Source organism: Brevundimonas sp. FV1ps31S, assembly GCF_058681265.1.
Window position 1 is genome coordinate 3455425 of the sequence record NZ_CM178735.1, and the last position, 17281, is coordinate 3472705.

Genomic DNA, 17281 nt, shown 5'->3' on the forward strand with positions numbered 1-17281 from the left:
TGAGGTAGAGGATGGAGGCCTGGCCTCCGAGTCGAACGGAGGGTTTTCGGGCTTGCAAGCCCGCCGCGTAGCCACTCCGCCACCAGGCCGTAACGCGTGCAGACTGCCACAGGCCGGGCTGGGACTGATGTCATGCGCGTTTCGACATGTAACGGGCTGTAGCGGCGAAATGGGGCGCGAAAACTCACCAAATGGGTGGCGACCGGCGCTTCGTTAGCGGCTGCGGTGGTCATTCACGAAGGGCGGATGGGTGTTCCCGCATGTGCGATGGCTACGGGGACCCGTCGTCTTCAGGGTCTGGTCATCCAGGGCCGGTCGTCGGCCCGGACCAACAGGACACCGCGCCATGAAGACTCTCTCCACCCTCTGCGCTTGCGCCGCTCTTGCCGCCGCCGCCCTGGCGTCGACCTCCGCCTTGGCGGCCGACGTCACCTTCGACTTCGACGTGGCCGCCCCGACGGGACGGATCATGGTCGCCCTATTCAACAGCGAGGCCAGCTACGGCGGCGAGGGCCAGCCGGTTCGTTACGCCATGGTGGACGCGGCGGCCGCTTCCAAACAGGTCCGGTTCGAGGACCTGCCGGACGGCGACTATGCGATGCGCGTCTTCCAAGACGTCGACGGCGACGGGAAGATGAAGACCAATCCGTTCGGCATGCCGGTCGAACCCTTCGCCTTCTCCAACAACGCCGTCGGCAACATGGGTCCGGCCTCATGGGAGCGCGCGAGGTTCGCCGCGACCGGGGCGGTCGTCCAGACCATCCGCCTCAAATAGTCCGTCCCAGCAGGAGCCAGATCATGACCCCTTCCCGCCGTTCCTTCCTGATGGGCGCCGCCGCCCTGTCGGCCGCCGTCGCCACGCCCGAGATGGTTCGCGCCGCTGCGGCCCTCGACGCCGCCGCCAAGGCCGACTGGGCCCTGGCCACCCGCGACGTCGAGGGCGACCTGCCGCGTCAGACGATGCGGCTGATCCATGGCCGGGCGCCGGCGGGGCTGGAGGGCGCCCTGTTCCGCAATGGACCGGGTCGGTTCCGGCGGCCGGGCGGGTCTGTCACCCACTGGTTCGACGGCGACGGCCTGATGCGGGCCTTCCGCATCCAGGACGGCCAGGCCACGCTGGAGGCCCGGTTCGCCGATACGCCCAAGCGCCGGGTCGAGACCGAACTGGACGCCGTGGTGACCCCCGGCTTCGGCACAAGGGGCGACGCCCGCGCCCGCGTCGGCTCGAACGACGACTCCAACGCAGCCAATACCGCCGTCATGGCGGCCGGGAACCAGGTCTGGGCCCTGTGGGAAGGCGGCTCGCCCCTGGCCATGGATGCGGCCGACCTGTCGAGCCAGGGCTTCGTCACCCTGCGCGACGATCTGAAGGGCATGCCGTTCCAGGCCCATCCGCGTCGCGCGCCCGACGGCTCGATCTGGAACGTCGGCACGGCCGGCGACCGGGCCGTGATCTGGCGGCTGAACCCCGACGGGGGCCTCAACCGGGCCGAGATCATCCGCCTGCCACGCGCCAGCTATATGCACGACTTCACCGCCACCGACCGGCATATGATCCTGGTGCTTCAGCCCTGGATCCAGGAACGCCAGGCCCTGCCGATCATCAACGGCCTGGTCTGGCGGCCCGAGACCGGGACGCAGGTCATGGTGCTGGACAAGGACGACCTGACCCAGTCGCGCCTTTATGAACTGCCGGGCTTCTTCCACTTCCATCTGGGCGACGCCTGGGCCGAGGCGGACGGGACGATCCGCTTCGACGTGGCGGCCAGCGGCGATCCACGCTTCGCCGTCGATGGGGCGCGGGTTCTGGTCGAGGGACACGGGGTCGTGCCGGGTGATCCGGCCAAGCTGGCGCTGATCACCCTGCGTCCCGACGGCAAGGCCGAGATGCTGACCACCGACGCCGTCGGCGAATTCCCCAAGGCCGATCCGCGCCGTCTGGGTCTGAAGCGCAGCCTGACCGTCCACACCAGCGGCGAGACGGCGGGGCGCCCCCTGCCCACGGGTCTGGCCGTGCAGGACTGGGACAGCGGCCGGTCGCACGGCTTCACCTTCGGCCTTCATCAGATCGTCGAGGAGACGGTCTTCGTGCCCAAGCCCGGCGCCACGGCCGAGACCGACGCCTGGCTGGTGGGACCGTCGGTCAATCTGAGGGCCGGCCGCACCGAGTTGCACGTCTTCGACGCGGCCCATGTCGAAGACGGGCCGGTGGCGACCTGGCAGGCGGACACGGCCCTGCCGGCGGGCTTCCACGGGACCTGGGCGGGATAGGGGGTGGAGGCGCGAAGCTTGCGGGCCTTCACGGTTCGACAAGCCTGACGTGCCAAGGTGAGACCATGACCCCCGTCCAGACTCCTGCCGATCTCCGCCCCATCACCGCCCTGCGTTTCGGCGCGGCGATCTGGGTGGCCGTCTATACCTTATGGGAGAACCTGGCGGGGGCGCCGTCGTCCGGCTTGGTCCAGAAGGGGTATCTGGGGGTCGAGCTGTTCTTCGTCCTGTCGGGCTTCATCCTGAGCCACGTCTATCTGCAGGCGGCGGGCGAGAAGCGGTTCTCCTATCGCGGCTTCCTGTGGGCGCGGGTGGCGCGAGTCTATCCGCTGCACGTCGCGACCCTGGTCGGGGTGGGGCTGCTGGCGGGCGCCGCCCTGTTCGCCGGAATGAGCGTCGACGGAAACGTCCTGTCCTGGGCGTCCCTGCCGGCCAATCTGCTGATGGTTCACGCCTGGGGTCTGGCGCCGGTCGCCGGCTGGAACCATCCGTCCTGGTCGATCTCGGCCGAATGGTTCGCCTATATCTGCTTCCCCCTGTTCGCCTTCGTCTTCTGGCGCCTGCGCCACAGGCCCAGGGTCGCCGTCCTGGGCGCTGCGGCCTTCCTGATCGTGGCCTATCTGGCGTTCGAACGGATCGCGGGCTTTTCGCTGACCGAGGCGACTATCCGGTGGGGCGCGCTGCGGATCGTCCCCTGTTTCGCCCTCGGCTGCGCCCTCTATCTCGTCCATCGCAAGGCCCCGCTGTCCGCGCCCTGGACCGCTTCGGCTGTCTCGTTCGGCCTTATGGTGCTGAGCGCGGCTCTCGGCCTGTGGGACGGAATCACCGTCCTGCTGGCCGGCGCCCTGATCCTGTCGCTGGCGTCGCTGCCGAACGAACGGGCGGGATGGCTCGCATCCAGGCCGGCCGTCTATCTGGGGGAGATCAGCTATTCGGTCTATATGGTCTGCGTGCCGTGGAAATTGCTGGCCGTGAACCTGGCGGCCAAGGCCACCGACGCCCCGGACAAGCAGGTTCACATTTTCGTGTGGCTGGCGATTCTGGCGCTTTTGCCCGTCGTCGCGGCCCTGTCGTACCACCTGGTCGAACACCCGGCGCGCAAGGCGTTGAGGGGGTGGGGCCAGGGTCGAAATCCCCTGTCAAGCGAACAGGCGGACAAGCGCCCGACGCACGGCGGTACGCCGAAAAGGGTTGTCGAATCCTGAGGGCCTGTGTTCTAAAAACACCATCGGCAGTCGGGATACAGCCTCAGCATGACGAAACGGCTCAAAGCCGCCGCGGTTGCGGCGACCCTCGGTTTTTTTGCGCTGGGCGTGGTCCCTTCTTCCGCAAAGGCTGATGAGCCGTACTGGCAGTGCGTGACTTTCGCCCGCATGTTCTCGGGCATCAACATCTTCGGCGACGCCTGGACCTGGTGGCGTCAGGCTGCCGAGAAGTTCCGCACCGGCGACGCGCCCGAGACCGGATCGGTCCTGGTCTTCCGTCCCGAGGGTCGCATGAGCCGGGGCCATGTCGCCGTCGTCTCCGACATCCTGACCGACCGCGTGGTCCGCGTGACCCACGCCAACTGGGGCGGAAGCCGCGGCAAGGTCGAGGAGAATGTCACCGTCGTCGACGTCTCCCCCTCCAACGACTGGTCGCAGGTCAAGGTCTGGTACAATCCGATCAAGGACCTGGGCACGACCGTCTATCCGACCTACGGCTTCATCTACAAAGGCGCGCGCGACGCTTACGACGCCGGACGCCAGATCGCCTCCAACGCTGCGGCCCAGGGTCAACCCTAGGCCCGCTTGCGCATCCGCCCCCCGCGGGCGATAGCGGCGCATGACCCAATCCAGCGACATCACCTACGCCGGCTATCTGGCGTTGGACGACCTGCTTTCCACCCAGCATCCGCTGTCGGACCAGCACGACGAGATGCTGTTCGTCGTCATCCACCAGACCAAGGAGCTGTGGCTGAAGCAGATCCTGCACGAGGTCGCCCTGGCCCAGTCCATGGTGCGCGCCGGCGATCTGGTGCCCGCCTACAAGAGCCTGGCCCGCGTCAGCCGCATCCAGGCGGTGATGACCCAGAGCTGGGACATTCTGTCGACCATGACCCCGGCCGACTATCTGCGGTTTCGGGGCTCGCTGGGCTCGTCCTCGGGCTTCCAGAGCGATCAGTTCCGCCGGTTCGAGGCCATGCTGGGGCTCAAGGATTCCAGCTTCCTGAAGTTCCACACGGATCGGCCCGAGGCCCTGGCCGCGCTCCAGGCCGCCATCGCCGCCCCCAGCCTGTATGACGACGCCCTGGCCCAGATGGCCAAGGCGGGTCTGTCCATACCGGTCGAGGTGCTGAACCGCGACGTGACCCAGCCCTACGAGCCGTCCGAAGCGGTGGAGGCGGCCTGGCTGGAGGTCTATCGCGACACCGAACGCTGGTGGCCCCTGTACCAGCTAGCCGAGAAACTGGTCGATCTGGACGACGCCCTGCTGACCTGGCGGCACAAGCATGTGGTCACGGTCGAGCGGATCATCGGCCGGCGGCGCGGCACCGGCGGCACCGAGGGGGCGGCCTATCTGGCCTCGACCCTGACCAAGCGCTGCTTCCCCGAGCTGTGGTCGCTGCGGACCGCGCTCTGACGCGGTCTTGATCGTCCATGCGCGCAGGTTCGCAACCTTCGCCGCTTCCGCTCATTTCGCCGTCTGACCGCCATAGCGGAGGAGTCGACGAGATGAGCACCCCGAACGCCCACGACATCAAGGTTCTGAACGGACTGATCGAGACCACGCTGGACAGCGCAGACGGCTATCGCCAGGCCGCAGAGGAGACCCAGGATCCTCATTATCGCGGTCTGTTCGAACGCCGCAGCGAAGAGCGCCGCGGGGTGGTCGAGACCCTGTCCGCCGCCGTGCGCGCCCTGGGCGGCGACCCGGAATCCCACGGCTCTATCCTGGCCAAGGCCCACCGCGCCTTCCTGGACATAAAACACGCCCTGCTGCGAGACGACGACAGCGTGGTCGGCTCCATCGACAGCGGCGAGGGTTTCATCGCCTCTAAGTTCGAAAGGGCGCTGGATGATTCCGAGGTCTCAGCCGCCACGCGCGAGACCATCCGCGACGCCTATGTCTCCGTAAAATCCGGCCACGACCAGATGGAGGGGCTCAAACACAGCCTGCAGGGTCAGAGGGACGCCTCGAACCCGCTGTTCCCCAACTGACCGCGTCCCAATGAAAAAAGCCCCGGCGTTTCCGCCGGGGCTCTCATTTTCGCATCGACGCCTGAAATCAGGCTTCGTCGCCCTTGTCGGCGGCGCCCGTTTCCGGAACCACGGTGCCCTTAGCGGGGCGGACGGTCTGGCGTTCGGCGATCCGGGCCGACTTGCCGCGACGATCACGCAGATAATAAAGCTTGGCGCGACGCACGACGCCGCGGCGCTTCACTTCGATCGACTCGATGTTCGGCGACAGAATGGGGAATTTGCGTTCGACGCCTTCGCCGAACGAGATCTTGCGGACCGTGAAGGTCTCGCTGATGCCGCCGCCGTCACGGGCGATGCAGACGCCTTCGAAGGCCTGGACGCGCTCGCGCTCGCCTTCCTTGATCTTCACGTTGACGCGCAGGGTGTCGCCGGGCTGGAAGACCGGGATCTTGCGTTCGCCCAGGACGCGGGCTTTTTCTTCGGCGTCCAGCTGTTGAACGATGTTCATGTCATTTCTCCTCGAGCTTTGCGCTCTTTGCCTGTGAGTTGGCGAGATGCGCCGCCCAGAGGTCCGGCCGTCGCTCCCGCGTGGTCTTCTCCCGCTGCGCCTCGCGCCATTGTGCGACCTTCTTGTGGTCGCCCGACAGCAGCACCTCGGGTATCTCAAGCCCCTCGAACGTCCGCGGTCGCGTGTACTGCGGGTGTTCCAGAAGCCCATCCTCGAAACTCTCGGAAGACAGGCTGTCTGCCGCGCCGAGCACTCCGGGGATCAGTCTTACGCACGCCTCGATCACGACCATGGCCGCCGCCTCGCCGCCGGCGAGCACCGCGTCTCCGACCGAGACCTCCTCGAACCCGCGTGCGTCGAGCACCCGCTGGTCCACCCCCTCGAAACGGCCGCACAGCACGACGATCCCGTCGGCTTTCGCCCATTCCTTGACGCGCGCCTGGGTCAGGGGTCGACCCCGGGCGCTCATGTACAAAAGCGGGCGCCCCCTAGAAGGGTTGGTCGGTCCCGGCAGGCTATCCACCGCCCGGGCCACCACGTCCGCCTTAAGCACAGCTCCCGGGCCGCCACCCGCAGGGGTGTCGTCCAGGAAGCCGCGCGTATCTGTGGAAAAGCCGCGAATGTCAACCGTATCCAGGCTCCAAAGGCCCTTCTCGCGCCAGGCCGTGCCGATCAGCGACACGCCGAGCGGGCCCGGAAAGGCCTCGGGAAACATGGTCAGGACGGTGGCGGTGAAGGGCATGGCGCGCGCCCTTTACCGCCCTGTGACCGGAAAGGCGAGCCGGGTCAGGTCGTCGGCGCCCCGCCGCCCGCCGCGATCCAGCCGTCGACCTGGTCTTCCAGCACGTCCAGCGGCACCGAGCCGGAGCCCAGGACCACGGCGTGGAAGTCCTTGATGTCGAACCGGTCGCCCAGCGCCGCCTTGGCCCGGTCGCGCAGTTCCTCGATCTTCAGCTCGCCGATCTTGTAACTGGTCGCCTGGCCGGGATTGGTGATGTAGCGCTCGACTTCCTTTTCGATGTCGCGTTCCGACAGCAGGGAGTTCTGGCGGAAATAGTCCATCGCCTGTTCCCGGCTCCAGCGCTTGGCGTGCAGGCCCGTGTCGGTCACCAGACGCACCGCGCGCCACAGCTCGGTCGAGAGCCGGCCGAAGTCGGAATAGGGGTCCTGATAGAAGCCCATCTCCTTGCCCAGCTGCTCGGCATAGAGTCCCCAGCCCTCGGCGTAGGCCCCATAGCCGCCGAAGCGACGGAAGCGCGGCAGGCCCTCGATCTCTTGCGCATAGGCGATCTGGAAATGGTGGCCCGGCGCGCCCTCGTGATAGCTGATGCCCTCGATCTGGGGCTTCAGCACCTGGGTCATGTCCGACAGGTTGACGTAATAGATGCCCGGCCGCGACCCGTCCGGCGCCGGCGAGTTGTAGAAGGCGATCGAGGCCGTCGCCTCGCGGAACGGCTCGACCGCCCGCACCTCCAGCGCCGCCTTGGGCAAGGTCGAGAACCATTGGGGCGCCGCCGCCATCACCTGGGCGATGAAGCCGCGCGCGTCGGTCAGATACTGTTCCTTGCCTTCCGGCGCATTCGGATACTGGAAGCGCGGATCGGTCTTCAGGAAGACGAAGAATTCCTGCAGCGTGCCGGTGAAGCCGACCTGGGCCTTGATGACTTCCATCTCGGCCTGGATGCGGGCGACCTCGTCCAGGCCGATCTGGTGGATCTGGTCGGCGGTCAGGTCGGTGGTGGTCGAGAGCTGGAGCCGAGCATTGTAATAGGCCTCGCCCTGCGGCAGGCGCCACACGCCCGCGTCGCTGTCGGCCATGGGCTGAACCTCGGCCAGGGCCGTCAGCACAGTGTCGAACCCGGCCTTGTAGGGACCGATCAGGGCGGCGCGCCCTTCTGCCAGCAGCCGGTCCTTGGTCGCCTGATCGGCCTCCAGCGCCGCGACCTTCTTGTTGAAGTCGGCCCAGACCGGATTGTCCGGCCCATCGTCAAACGGGGCGCCGGAGATGACGTTGCGGGTATTGGCGATGGAGGGTTCAAAGACGAAACGGGGCGACACCACGCCGGCCGCCGCGCGCTGACGCAGCTCGTCGGCGACCTGGCCCATCTGGACCTGGGCGGCGCTCAGCCGGGCGACATAGGCCTCGGCGTCCGAAACGCTGGAGACGCGGTGGTTATTGATCAGGAAGACCGGCAGGCTGGTGGTCGGATTGCCGTTGGCGGCGAACTGAAAGCCCCAGTCGCGCCACTGGTTCGACAGCCGCGCCTGTTGCACGCCGTATTCGAACATTCGCCACGACAAACGCGCCTGAGGTCCCAGCTTCTGCGGATCGAACTCGGCCTTCATCCGGGCCAGCTGGCTTTCGGACAGGGCCAGGGCGCGGTCGGCGGCGGCGTCTGAGACATCGTCCAGCCTGTCGTAATCGGTCTTGATCCCCAGCGAGGTCATCTGTTGCGGGCTGAGGGCGATGCGCGCCTGGAAGGCCTCTTCGAAGAAGGCGTTCAGCCGCGCGTCCTCGCTCTGGGCTTGGGCTGACGGCGCGGCGGGCGGCGCCACGTTTGGCGTCTGGGCCAGGGCAGGAACGCCGGACATCACCGCCAGGACGGCGGTGGACGAGATCAGAAGACGACGCATGAACAACCCCTCGAAGACAGGCGTTCACCTTCGGGGGGTCGTCCGGCCTATGCAAGCGTCAGCGCAGCGGCGTGTCCCGATCCAACGGATATTCGTCGAAACCGGATATGGCGCCGCTTGATGCAACCTATGCCGATGTGCAGTGTTTGGCGGACAGCTTGACCATAACACCTGGGGTTTTCGCCATGCGCAGGATCATCACCCTCTCCCTCGTCGCCGCCGCCTTGGCGGTATCCGCCTGCAACACCATCGCCGGCGTGGGTCGCGACGTCTCGGCCGCCGGTTCGGCCGTCAGTTCGGGCGCCGAAAGGGCGAAACACTAAGGTCAGGCGGCGATCCGGAAAGGCCCGCCTGATCGGCGAGCCTTTCGCGTTTCAGGACGGCTGGCCCTCAGTCGCCGCCACGGCGGGATCCTCCTCCTGGGCCGCTTGGCGCGCCTGAAGCGCGGTCTGTTTGCTGGCGACGATGAAGGCCAGGACGATGCCGAACACGCCAATGATCGCCGAATAGAGGAAGAAGGCGACATAACCCGCGCCCAGGGCGGCAGGGGTGACGCCGCTTGTCGCCGCCCCCGTGGTCAGGACTCCCTCCTGCATGTTGGCGAACAGACTGCGTAGACCCGCGAAAGGCCCATTGCCCTCAGCCGCCCGGGCCGAGGCCTCGACAATCCGGCCCGATTGCGAGGCGATCAGCTTGCCGGGCAGAGCGTACAGCGAGGTGAACAGAGCGTATTGGGTTGCGGTGAAGCCGATCGAGGTCAGGCTGGACATATAGGCGATCAGGGCCGTCCCGGCGTAGCCGCCGGAGATGTTGTCGACGCCGATCGCCACGGTCAGGGCCGACAGACTGTGGCCCTGGGTCGCCAGCCAAGCGAAGATCAGGTTGGAGACAGGGCTCATGAAGGCGCCGATGACCATGGTGCGGATCAAGCCCAGCCTGGCCACCGACCAGCCGCTGATGAAGACGCCGAGCGTCGTCATGATCACCCCGAACACCTTGCGCACCTCGGCCAGCTCGGTCTTGGTGAAACCGAGGTCGATATAGAAGGGCGGCATGATGTTCAGCACGAAGTCAGCCAGCCGATAGACGCAGATGAGGGCCAGGATCAGCGTCGCGACGCCTGAGAAACGCCGGTAGAAGTCGGCCATCGGCTGGCCGAACGAGCCCGCCAGATAGGCGCCGGGACGTGTCTTGAGGCCCGGCAGGGGCCAGCAGGCCAGCACCATGACCACCAGCCCCAGGAAGACCGAGGCGAACTGCAGATAGACGCCCTCTGGCTTGGCCGACAGGGCCGAAGCCACAGCAGCCTTGCCATCGGCGCCGAGGCCCAACAGGCCGAACAGGGCGTTCAGGGGCGCCGACTGGCCCGTCAGGCCGGTCCCCAGGAACATGGCGGCGACGCCGATCACCGCCAGCCGCACGATCCATTCCACCACCTCCAGCTTCGGCCGCGACGGCACGTCGCCGACGGGGATGGGCCGGATCGAATGCGCCTTCTCGCGCGGGGCGAACAGGACGCCGGCGATGCCGAAACCCATGAGGCACGCCATCACCGCATAGGAGAGATTCCAGTTGTAGAGATCAGCCAGCACTAGGGGCACGGCGCCGGCCACGATCATGGCGACGCGGTAACCCATCTGATAGGCGGCGGCCATGGCGCCGTGGCGGCTGTCGTCGGCCGCCTCGATCCGCCAGGCGTCGATGACGATGTCCTGAGTAGCGCCGAAGAAGCCGACCAGTGCGGCGAACCCGGCGACGGCGATCAGGGCGTTGGCCGGATTCAGCGTCGAGATCGACCACAGGCCGAAGACGATCACCGCTTGCGTCACCAACATCCAGGCTCGGCGGTGACCCAGCAGCGGGGTCAGCAACGGCACAGCGGTCCGGTCGATCAGGGGCGCCCAGACGAACTTCAGCGAATAGGACAGGGTGGCCAGGGCGAAGAAGCCGATCACCTCCAGCGTCAGGCCGCTCTCGCGCAGCCAGGCCGTCAGGGTGTCGAAGATCAGCAGATTGGGCAGGCCGGCTGAAAAGCCCAGCATCAGCATGATGAAGACCCGGCGCTCGCCATAAACGGCGAGGCCGCCGAAACGTCCGACGGGTTTGGCCGGGCCGGAAACCTCGGCGGCGGGGGTCGAATTGTCGGTCATGCACGGCTCCGGCGGCGGCCGGAAGAACGGGCGCCTGTAACTCAGCCGACCTTGGCGCGGATGTCGCGTTTCGTCCAGCGGGCCAGGGCGGCGCGCAGGGCGGCGGCGTCCAGGGGCTTGACCAGATGGTCGTCCATTCCGGCCTCCAGGCACAGGCGGCGGTCTTCGGCGAAGGCGTTGGCGGTCAGGGCCAGAATGGGGGTGGCGTCGCCCGTGGCGCGGATGGCGCGGGCGGCGGCGGGGCCGTCCATGCCCGGCATCCGCATGTCCATGAAGACCAGGTCGTAGCGGGCGCGGGCCAGGGCGGCGACGGCCTCGGCGCCGGTGGCGGCGGTCTCGACGGTGCAGCCCTCGCGGCGCAGCAGGGTGCGGGCCAGAAGCGCCCCGACCGGATTGTCCTCCGCCAGCAGGACGCGGACCCCGGCAAAACGGGCGGTCGCGACCCGGTCGTCCTCGGGCGGAAGCAGGTTCGACGTCGCAGCGGCGTCGCCGGCGCCGGCGGCCGCCAGCACCCGTTCGGCCAGGGAGGCCCGGCGCAGAGGCTTGATCAGATAGCCGTGGAAGCCGGCGGTCCGGTACCGAGGAATCAGCTCGCGTTCCGACGGTTTCAGCAGGACGACGCCGCGCCCCTTGTCCGGGGCGGCGACCAGTTCGCCGGGCGAGGCGGCGGCATGATCGATCAGCCATACGGCGGCGGCGGCGGCGGCGACCTTGCCGCCCGAGGCCTCAATCTGGGCGGCGGCGGCGGCCCGGACAAAGGGGTCGGGCGAGCGGACGGCGACCTTGTGGCCCCGCAGCGAGGTCTTGCGTGGTGTGGCGACGGTGTCGAAACCGGCCTCGAAGCGGAAGCGGGCTCCACCGCCGGGGCGATCCTCGACCCCGACCGTTCCGCCCATGGCCGTGGCCAGTTTGCGCACCACGGCGAGCCCGAGACCGGCCCCGTCATGGCGCACCGCGTCGGACGAATCCGCGTGCCCGAATTCCTCAAAGATGCGGGTCCGCGCCTCGAGCGGCACGCCGGGGCCGGTGTCGTCGATGATGAAGGCCAGACGCATGCGCCCGTCCTGGGGGGCCGGTCCCTCGTCAGCCGCGCGTTCGACCGACAGGCGGACGCCGCCGGTCTCGGTGAACTTGACCGCATTGCCGGCCAGGTTGAACAGCACCTGCCGCAGCCGGCCCTCGTCAGCCAGGATGTCCGGGGCGTCGGCGGCGACCGACCAGACGATCTCCAGTCCCTTGTCGTGGGCGCGTGGGCTGAGCAGTTCGGCGACGCCGCGCGCCAGACCTTCCAGATCGACCGGAGCCAGATCGAACTCGAGCGATCCGGCCTCAAGCCGGGCATAGTCCAGTAGATCATTGACCAGGCCGAGCAGATGCTCGGCCGACTGGCGCGCATTCTCGGCATAGGCCCGCTGGGCCCCGTCCAGTCGGGTGCGCTGCAACAGGTTGATCATGCCCAGCACCCCGTTCAGGGGGGTGCGCATCTCGTGGCTCATCAACCGCAGGAATTGCTGCGCCGCCTCGACAGGAGGCGTCGGCTCGGTGTCGATCTGCTTCATCGCCGTCCGTCGCGCCATCAGGATCTCCGCAAGCTGTGGAGCATAGGCGCGCCGGGTTAAGGATTGTTCTTCTCTCCTGAGGGCGCGGGAGGTTCGGATCAGGGCCTCACGAATAGAGGAAGGGCGCCTGGTCCGGCGCCGCCTCGCGGATCTCAGAGGCTTCGCCGCGATGGGCCTGGCGCCGACTGAAGTCGGCCTCGGCGCCGACGGTGTTGCGGCGATAGATCAGGGCCTCGGCGATATGGCGGCGCAGAACCCCCGTGCAGCCGTCCAGATCAGCGATGGTGCGGGCCAGCCGCAAGGTCCGGGTCCAGCCGCGCGCCGTCAGCCCCCCGGCTTCGCCCGCCCGCATCAGCAGCATCCGCCCCGCCTCGTCCGGCGTGGCGAACCGGTCCAGGGTGTCGCCGGAGGCGCGGGCGTTCAGACCCTGGGCCGGGTCGAGCCCCGCCTCGCGCGCCCGTTCCTCTTGCTGGGCGCGGGCGGCGGCGACGCGGGCCCTGGCCTCGGCCGTGCCCTCGGGCGGGGGCGGCAGGGTCATGTCGGCGGCCGTGACCGGCGGGGTTTCGACCGTCAGGTCGATCCGGTCGAACATCGGGCCAGAGATGCGGTTCTGATAGTCGCGCTGGCAGCGGGGGGCCTTGCCGCAGGCGCCCCGCCCGGCCCCGCCCATGCCGCAGCGACAGGGGTTCATCGCCGCCACCAGCTGGAACCGGGCCGGATAGCGGATATGGGCGTTGGCCCGCGCCACCGCGATCTCGCCCGTCTCCAGAGGCGCCCGCAGTGAGTCCAGGGCCTGGGCGCTGTACTCGGGCAGTTCATCAAGGAACAGGACGCCGTTGTGCGCCAACGACGCCTCGCCCGGCTTGGCCCGCAGCCCTCCGCCGGTCAGAGCCGCCATCGAGGCGGAATGGTGCGGGCTGCGGAAAGGGCGGTCCCGGGTCAGCGCCCCCCGTTCGATCAGGCCGGCGACCGACCAGACCATCGAGGTCTCCAGCAACTCCTGCGAGGTCAGGGGCGGCAGGAGGCCGGGCAGGCGTTGGGCCATCATCGACTTTCCCGACCCCGGCGGGCCGATGAACAACAGGTTGTGACCGCCGGCCGCCCCGATCTCCAGCGCCCGCTTGGCGCCCTCCTGGCCCTTGACCTCACGCAGGTCCGGCACAGCCTTGCCGCTGGCCAGGGGGCCGGGCTCGGGCGCGCGCAGGACCTGGGTCCCCTTGAAGTGGTTGACCAGGGCGATCAGGGACCGCGGCGCCAGGATGCGCGCCCCGCCGGCCCAGGCGGCCTCGGGGCCCGTGGCCTCGGGACAGATCAGGCCCAGGCCCATGGCGTCGGCGGCGACGGCGGCCGGCAGGGCGCCGCCCACCCGTGCGATCTGACCGTCCAGCCCCAGTTCGCCGATGGCGGCCCAGCCGTCCAGAGCGTCGGGGGCGATCACCCCCATGGCCGCCATCAGGGCCAGGGCGATGGGCAGGTCGAAATGACTGCCCTCCTTGGGCAGGTCGGCGGGGGCCAGATTGGCGATGATCCGCCGCGCCGGCAGGGCCAGGCCGATGCCGGCGAAGGCGCCGCGCACCCGTTCGCGGCTCTCGGCCACCGCCTTGTCCGGCAGGCCGACGATGGTAAAGACCGTCTGCTGATCCTGGCCGACCAGCTGGACCTCGACGTCCACGCGCCGGGCCTCCACTCCATCAAAGGCGACCGTGACAACCCGCGCGACCATGGCGTTCCCTCCGCTGGAGAGAACGAAGCATGAACTGTCTTCTAGCGCAAGAGGTGCTTACGCAACCTGTGCAGCGTGCTTCTTCTCGATCACGTCCCACATCAGGGCGGTGGCGTCGATGCCGGTGAAGGTCTTCAGCTGCTGGGCGCCGGTGGGAGAGGTGACGTTGATCTCGGTCAGATAGTCGCCGATCACGTCGATGCCGACGAAGATCAGGCCGCGCGCCTTCAGCGTCGGGCCGATGGCGGCGCAGATCTCCAGGTCGCGCGGCGTCAGCTCGACCGGCATGGCCGTGCCGCCGACGTGCAGGTTGGAGCGGACGGCGCCCGCCGCCGGGACGCGGTTGATGGCGCCCACCGGCTCGCCGTCGATCAGGAGGATCCGCTTGTCGCCCTTGGACACGGCGGGAATGAATTTCTGGATCACCAGCGGGTCGCGGCTGCCGGCGGCGTGGATCTCGATCAGGGCGTCCAGATTGGGGTCGTCAGCGCGCAGCTTGACCACGCCCGAGCCGCCATTGCCGTGCAGAGGTTTCAGCACCACCTCGCCGTGTTTCTTGTGGAAGGCGTCCAGGGCGACCGGATCGGCCGAGATCAGGGTTGGGGGCTGGAGGCCGGGGAAGGCGGTGACCAGCAGCTTCTCGGGCGCCGAACGCACCTGGGCCGGGTCGTTGACGACCAGGGTCTTCGGATGGACCGTCTCCAGCAGATAGGTGGCGGTGACATAGGCCATGTCGAACGGCGGATCCTGGCGCATCAGGATGACGTCCACGTCCTCGGCCAGATCCAGCCGGACCCAGTCGCCGAAATCAACGTGGTTCCCGACCTCGCGCCGCACGGTGATCGGCCGGGCGCGGCAGTAGAGGCGGCCCTCCTCGAGGGCAAGGGTGCGGAAATCATAGACCCACAGCCGGTGCCCGCGCGCCTGGGCCGTCTCGGCCATCAGGAAGCTGGTGTCCCCGGCGATGTCGACGGCCTCGATCGGGTCCATCTGGATGGCGATTTTCAGCATGAACGGATCCTTGGCGTAGGTGAGGACGGGGGAAGGCGATCCCTCCACCTCGTCATCCTCGGGCTTGTCCCGAGGATCCATACGCTCCGTCGAAACCGGGGGTCACGGCAGAAACCGGGAGTATGGATCCTCGCCACAAGGGCGAGGATGACGGGCGGAAGGGACGGGGGCTCTAGTCCAGCTGACGGGCTTCCTCGGCCAGCATGATCGGCACGCCTTCGCGGATCGGATAGGCCAGTTTGGCGCCGGCCGAGATCAGCTCGCCCGCGTCGCGGTCATAGGTCAGCTTGCCGCGCGTGACCGGGCAGACCAACACCTCAAGCAGGCGTGGATCGACCGAAACAGGGGTGTTGAAGGCGTCACTCATGAGCGGATTCCTGAAAGCGTGGCCGCTTATTGCATGGACGGCGCGGCGTCGTCACCGGCGTCGGCGGCGTCGATGCGGAGCAGGGCGGTCAGGGCCTCGGCGCGGGGCATCAGGCCCATGGCCTCCAGCAGGGCCTGTTTTTCGGCCGGTTCGAACGGCAGGGCCATCGACAGGCTGTTGACCAGGGCCTCCATCGGCGCGGTCTCCGCCGTCTCCCAGTCGATGTCCAGCAGCCGGTGGGCCATATAGGCGCGCAGGGCGTCAAGGAAGGCGTGGCGGTCGAAGTCCGGCTCTTCCGGCGGGGGCGCCAGATCGTCCTCATAGGCGTCAAAGGCCGCGCGCACCTGGCGATAGGGCCCCTTGGACGGCAGTTCGGCGGCGATGCGGAACCGCGAGACCCCGGTCAGGGTGATCAGATACCGCCCGTCCGAAGTCTCGGCGAAACTGGTGATCCGCCCGGCGCAGCCGACCGGCGACAGGCCCGGCTGCGCCGGCGTCCCGCCCTTGGGCTGGACCAGGCCGATGATCCGGTCCCCGGCCATGGCGTCGTCGACCATGTTCAGATAGCGCGGCTCGAAGATGTTCAGCGGCAGTTGCCCGCGCGGCAGCAGGATGGCGCCGCCCAGCGGGAAGACCGGGATCACCTGCGGCAGGTCGAGCGCCCTGACATAGCCCTGGGGCATGAAGACTCCGGTGCGCTTAAGAGAACAGAATTGACGACAGGCGACGCCGCCCGTCCTTGGAGACGTCGGAACTGACGCCGGCCGCGTCGAAGATGACCAGCAGCTGCTTGCGCGCTGCTTGGTCGTTCCACTCGCGGTCAGCCTGGATGATGGCCAGCAGATTGTCGACCGCGCCCTTGAAGTCGCCGGCCGCGCTCTGGGCCTCGGCCAGGTCGAACCGGGCCTGGTGGTCGTTCGGATCGGCGGCGACCCTGGCCTCCAGCTCGGCCGAAGCGCCCGAAGGCGCTTTCGCGGCCAGGGCCAGCTGGGCGCGCACGCTCTGCACCATCGGCTCCTTGGAGTCCTGGGGGGCCATGGCGATGGTCTGGGCGGCCTGTTCAGGATCGCCGCCCGCCAGATAGACCCGCGCCATGCCGGCGATGGCCTTCTCGTTCTCGGGCTCGATCGACAGGACATGGGCGAAGGCCTGGGCCGCGCCGCCGAAGTCGTTGAGGCCCAGCGATTCCTCGCCCAGCTCCAGCAGCTGCGTCGTCTCGGTCGAGGCCCCCTGACCACCGGTCAGCTTGTCGATGAAAGCCTTAATCTGGCTGTCGGGAATGGCGCCCTGGAAGCCGTCCACCGGCTGACCGTTGACGAAGGCGTAGACGGTGGGGATCGACTGCACCCGCAGCTGGCCCGCATAGGCCGGATTGGCGTCCACATCGATCTTGACCATCTTCACCGCCCCCTTGGCGGCGCGCACGGCCTTCTCCAGCGCCGGGCCCAGGGTCCGGCACGGGCCGCACCAGGTGGCCCAGAAGTCGACGATGACCGGCTGATGCTTCGACGCCTCGATGACGTCGGTCATGAAGGAGGCGTCCGTGCCCTCCTTGATCAGGTCGTCGCCGGGGCGGTTGCCAGAGGGATTGGAGGACAGGCTGGGGTCGATCAGGGTCATGACGGGTCCGTGCAGGCTCGAAGGTCGTAACGGACCAGATGGCGTCCGGATGCCTCGGCATCAAGCGGCGAATTGGCCGCGCCGCGACGGAGGGGCTGTGAGGGCCGAAATAGAGGCAATCCACTCGGAAAAAATGGAGTCTATTTTCGTGCATTCTCGGCGCGACGCACGTTCTGGCGCGAATGCCGCGAAAACACCGTGCCAAGGCGCCAAACGCGCCAAACCTGCCAAACATGGCGCGGCGGCGGTCCGTGGG

General features: G+C 68.2%; 17 protein-coding genes and 1 tRNA gene. 7 read left to right on the forward strand and 11 right to left on the reverse strand.

All coding sequences use genetic code 11. The annotated features are described in order from the left end of the window. Window positions 1-12: 12 nt before the first annotated feature. Window positions 13-89: transfer RNA gene (locus ACVPT3_RS16575), tRNA-Ala, on the reverse strand. Between the two features lie 257 nt (window positions 90-346). On the opposite strand from ACVPT3_RS16575, the gene ACVPT3_RS16580 reads away from it, so the two are divergent. The 6 genes from ACVPT3_RS16580 (at window position 347) to ACVPT3_RS16605 (ending at window position 5471) form a co-directional block, all read left to right on the forward strand. Beyond that, complete coding sequence (locus tag ACVPT3_RS16580; RefSeq protein WP_492041932.1) at window positions 347-775, forward strand: DUF2141 domain-containing protein; 429 nt, start codon at window positions 347-349, stop codon at window positions 773-775. A 23-nt stretch (window positions 776-798) separates the two neighbouring features. After that, entirely contained in the window at window positions 799-2271 is a 1473-nt protein-coding gene (locus ACVPT3_RS16585) for a carotenoid oxygenase family protein (protein WP_492041933.1), read from the forward strand. A gap of 65 nt (window positions 2272-2336) precedes the next feature. After that, on the forward strand, window positions 2337-3476 hold the full coding sequence (locus ACVPT3_RS16590) for an acyltransferase family protein (RefSeq protein WP_492041934.1): 1140 nt from the start codon (window positions 2337-2339) through the stop codon (window positions 3474-3476). 48 nt (window positions 3477-3524) lie between these two features. Then, window positions 3525-4055 carry a CHAP domain-containing protein gene (locus ACVPT3_RS16595; RefSeq protein WP_492041935.1) on the forward strand — a complete coding sequence of 177 codons (531 nt, stop codon included), beginning with the start codon at window positions 3525-3527 and terminating at the stop codon, window positions 4053-4055. Between the two features lie 40 nt (window positions 4056-4095). Beyond that, entirely contained in the window at window positions 4096-4893 is a 798-nt protein-coding gene (locus ACVPT3_RS16600) for a tryptophan 2,3-dioxygenase (protein ID WP_492041936.1), read from the forward strand. Between the two features lie 92 nt (window positions 4894-4985). Further along, window positions 4986-5471 carry a PA2169 family four-helix-bundle protein gene (locus ACVPT3_RS16605; RefSeq protein ID WP_492041937.1) on the forward strand — a complete coding sequence of 162 codons (486 nt, stop codon included), beginning with the start codon at window positions 4986-4988 and terminating at the stop codon, window positions 5469-5471. A gap of 67 nt (window positions 5472-5538) precedes the next feature. On the opposite strand, the gene rplS is transcribed toward ACVPT3_RS16605, so the two are convergent. From rplS to ACVPT3_RS16620, 3 genes are read right to left on the reverse strand one after another with little or no spacing between them, the layout of a single operon-like run. Further along, window positions 5539-5961 (reverse strand): 50S ribosomal protein L19, encoded by a 423-nt coding sequence (rplS, locus tag ACVPT3_RS16610; protein ID WP_492041938.1) that lies wholly within the window; start codon window positions 5959-5961, stop codon window positions 5539-5541. A 1-nt stretch (window position 5962) separates the two neighbouring features. Continuing rightward, window positions 5963-6703 carry a tRNA (guanosine(37)-N1)-methyltransferase TrmD gene (gene trmD, locus ACVPT3_RS16615; protein ID WP_492041939.1) on the reverse strand — a complete coding sequence of 247 codons (741 nt, stop codon included), beginning with the start codon at window positions 6701-6703 and terminating at the stop codon, window positions 5963-5965. Window positions 6704-6747: 44 nt separating this feature from the next. Beyond that, window positions 6748-8595, reverse strand: a complete 1848-nt coding sequence (locus ACVPT3_RS16620) for a DUF885 domain-containing protein (RefSeq protein ID WP_492041940.1) — start codon at window positions 8593-8595, stop codon at window positions 6748-6750. A 185-nt stretch (window positions 8596-8780) separates the two neighbouring features. Between ACVPT3_RS16620 and ACVPT3_RS16625 the strand changes: the two genes are divergently transcribed. Next, on the forward strand, window positions 8781-8918 hold the full coding sequence (locus tag ACVPT3_RS16625; RefSeq protein ID WP_492041941.1) for an entericidin A/B family lipoprotein: 138 nt from the start codon (window positions 8781-8783) through the stop codon (window positions 8916-8918). 51 nt (window positions 8919-8969) lie between these two features. Here ACVPT3_RS16625 and ACVPT3_RS16630 read toward each other — a convergent pair whose 3' ends face one another. From ACVPT3_RS16630 to trxA, 7 genes are all read right to left on the reverse strand, one after another. After that, window positions 8970-10745, reverse strand: a complete 1776-nt coding sequence (locus ACVPT3_RS16630; RefSeq protein ID WP_492041942.1) for an AmpG family muropeptide MFS transporter — start codon at window positions 10743-10745, stop codon at window positions 8970-8972. 41 nt (window positions 10746-10786) lie between these two features. Further along, window positions 10787-12322 carry a response regulator gene (locus ACVPT3_RS16635; RefSeq protein ID WP_492041943.1) on the reverse strand — a complete coding sequence of 512 codons (1536 nt, stop codon included), beginning with the start codon at window positions 12320-12322 and terminating at the stop codon, window positions 10787-10789. Between the two features lie 88 nt (window positions 12323-12410). Then, the gene (locus ACVPT3_RS16640) at window positions 12411-14027 is read right to left on the reverse strand and encodes a YifB family Mg chelatase-like AAA ATPase (RefSeq protein WP_492041944.1); all 1617 of its coding nucleotides are present in this window, start codon (window positions 14025-14027) and stop codon (window positions 12411-12413) included. A gap of 57 nt (window positions 14028-14084) precedes the next feature. Further along, window positions 14085-15038 (reverse strand): glutathione synthase, encoded by a 954-nt coding sequence (gene gshB, locus ACVPT3_RS16645; RefSeq protein ID WP_492043838.1) that lies wholly within the window; start codon window positions 15036-15038, stop codon window positions 14085-14087. A gap of 172 nt (window positions 15039-15210) precedes the next feature. Continuing rightward, a complete protein-coding gene (locus ACVPT3_RS16650) occupies window positions 15211-15405 on the reverse strand; it encodes a Trm112 family protein (protein WP_271164955.1) in 195 nt (64 codons plus the stop codon). A 26-nt stretch (window positions 15406-15431) separates the two neighbouring features. Beyond that, window positions 15432-16088: an LON peptidase substrate-binding domain-containing protein gene (locus ACVPT3_RS16655; RefSeq protein WP_492041945.1), complete on the reverse strand. Its 657-nt coding sequence runs from the start codon at window positions 16086-16088 to the stop codon at window positions 15432-15434. Window positions 16089-16104: 16 nt separating this feature from the next. After that, window positions 16105-17025 carry a thioredoxin gene (gene trxA / locus ACVPT3_RS16660; protein WP_492041946.1) on the reverse strand — a complete coding sequence of 307 codons (921 nt, stop codon included), beginning with the start codon at window positions 17023-17025 and terminating at the stop codon, window positions 16105-16107. Window positions 17026-17281: the final 256 nt, after the last annotated feature.

Coding starts and splice junctions, on each gene's coding strand:
- ACVPT3_RS16595 (WP_492041935.1), top strand. CDS start 3,525: ATGACGAAACGGCTCAAAGCCGCCGCGGTTGCGGCGACCCTCGGTTTT.
- ACVPT3_RS16625 (WP_492041941.1), top strand. CDS start 8,781: ATGCGCAGGATCATCACCCTCTCCCTCGTCGCCGCCGCCTTGGCGGTA.
- ACVPT3_RS16630 (WP_492041942.1), bottom strand. CDS start 10,745: ATGACCGACAATTCGACCCCCGCCGCCGAGGTTTCCGGCCCGGCCAAA.
- ACVPT3_RS16650 (WP_271164955.1), bottom strand. CDS start 15,405: ATGAGTGACGCCTTCAACACCCCTGTTTCGGTCGATCCACGCCTGCTT.
- ACVPT3_RS16655 (WP_492041945.1), bottom strand. CDS start 16,088: ATGCCCCAGGGCTATGTCAGGGCGCTCGACCTGCCGCAGGTGATCCCG.
- ACVPT3_RS16600 (WP_492041936.1), top strand. CDS start 4,096: ATGACCCAATCCAGCGACATCACCTACGCCGGCTATCTGGCGTTGGAC.
- ACVPT3_RS16585 (WP_492041933.1), top strand. CDS start 799: ATGACCCCTTCCCGCCGTTCCTTCCTGATGGGCGCCGCCGCCCTGTCG.
- ACVPT3_RS16620 (WP_492041940.1), bottom strand. CDS start 8,595: ATGCGTCGTCTTCTGATCTCGTCCACCGCCGTCCTGGCGGTGATGTCC.
- ACVPT3_RS16635 (WP_492041943.1), bottom strand. CDS start 12,322: ATGGCGCGACGGACGGCGATGAAGCAGATCGACACCGAGCCGACGCCT.
- ACVPT3_RS16640 (WP_492041944.1), bottom strand. CDS start 14,027: ATGGTCGCGCGGGTTGTCACGGTCGCCTTTGATGGAGTGGAGGCCCGG.
- gshB (WP_492043838.1), bottom strand. CDS start 15,038: ATGCTGAAAATCGCCATCCAGATGGACCCGATCGAGGCCGTCGACATC.
- ACVPT3_RS16580 (WP_492041932.1), top strand. CDS start 347: ATGAAGACTCTCTCCACCCTCTGCGCTTGCGCCGCTCTTGCCGCCGCC.
- ACVPT3_RS16590 (WP_492041934.1), top strand. CDS start 2,337: ATGACCCCCGTCCAGACTCCTGCCGATCTCCGCCCCATCACCGCCCTG.
- rplS (WP_492041938.1), bottom strand. CDS start 5,961: ATGAACATCGTTCAACAGCTGGACGCCGAAGAAAAAGCCCGCGTCCTG.
- trxA (WP_492041946.1), bottom strand. CDS start 17,025: ATGACCCTGATCGACCCCAGCCTGTCCTCCAATCCCTCTGGCAACCGC.
- trmD (WP_492041939.1), bottom strand. CDS start 6,703: ATGCCCTTCACCGCCACCGTCCTGACCATGTTTCCCGAGGCCTTTCCG.
- ACVPT3_RS16605 (WP_492041937.1), top strand. CDS start 4,986: ATGAGCACCCCGAACGCCCACGACATCAAGGTTCTGAACGGACTGATC.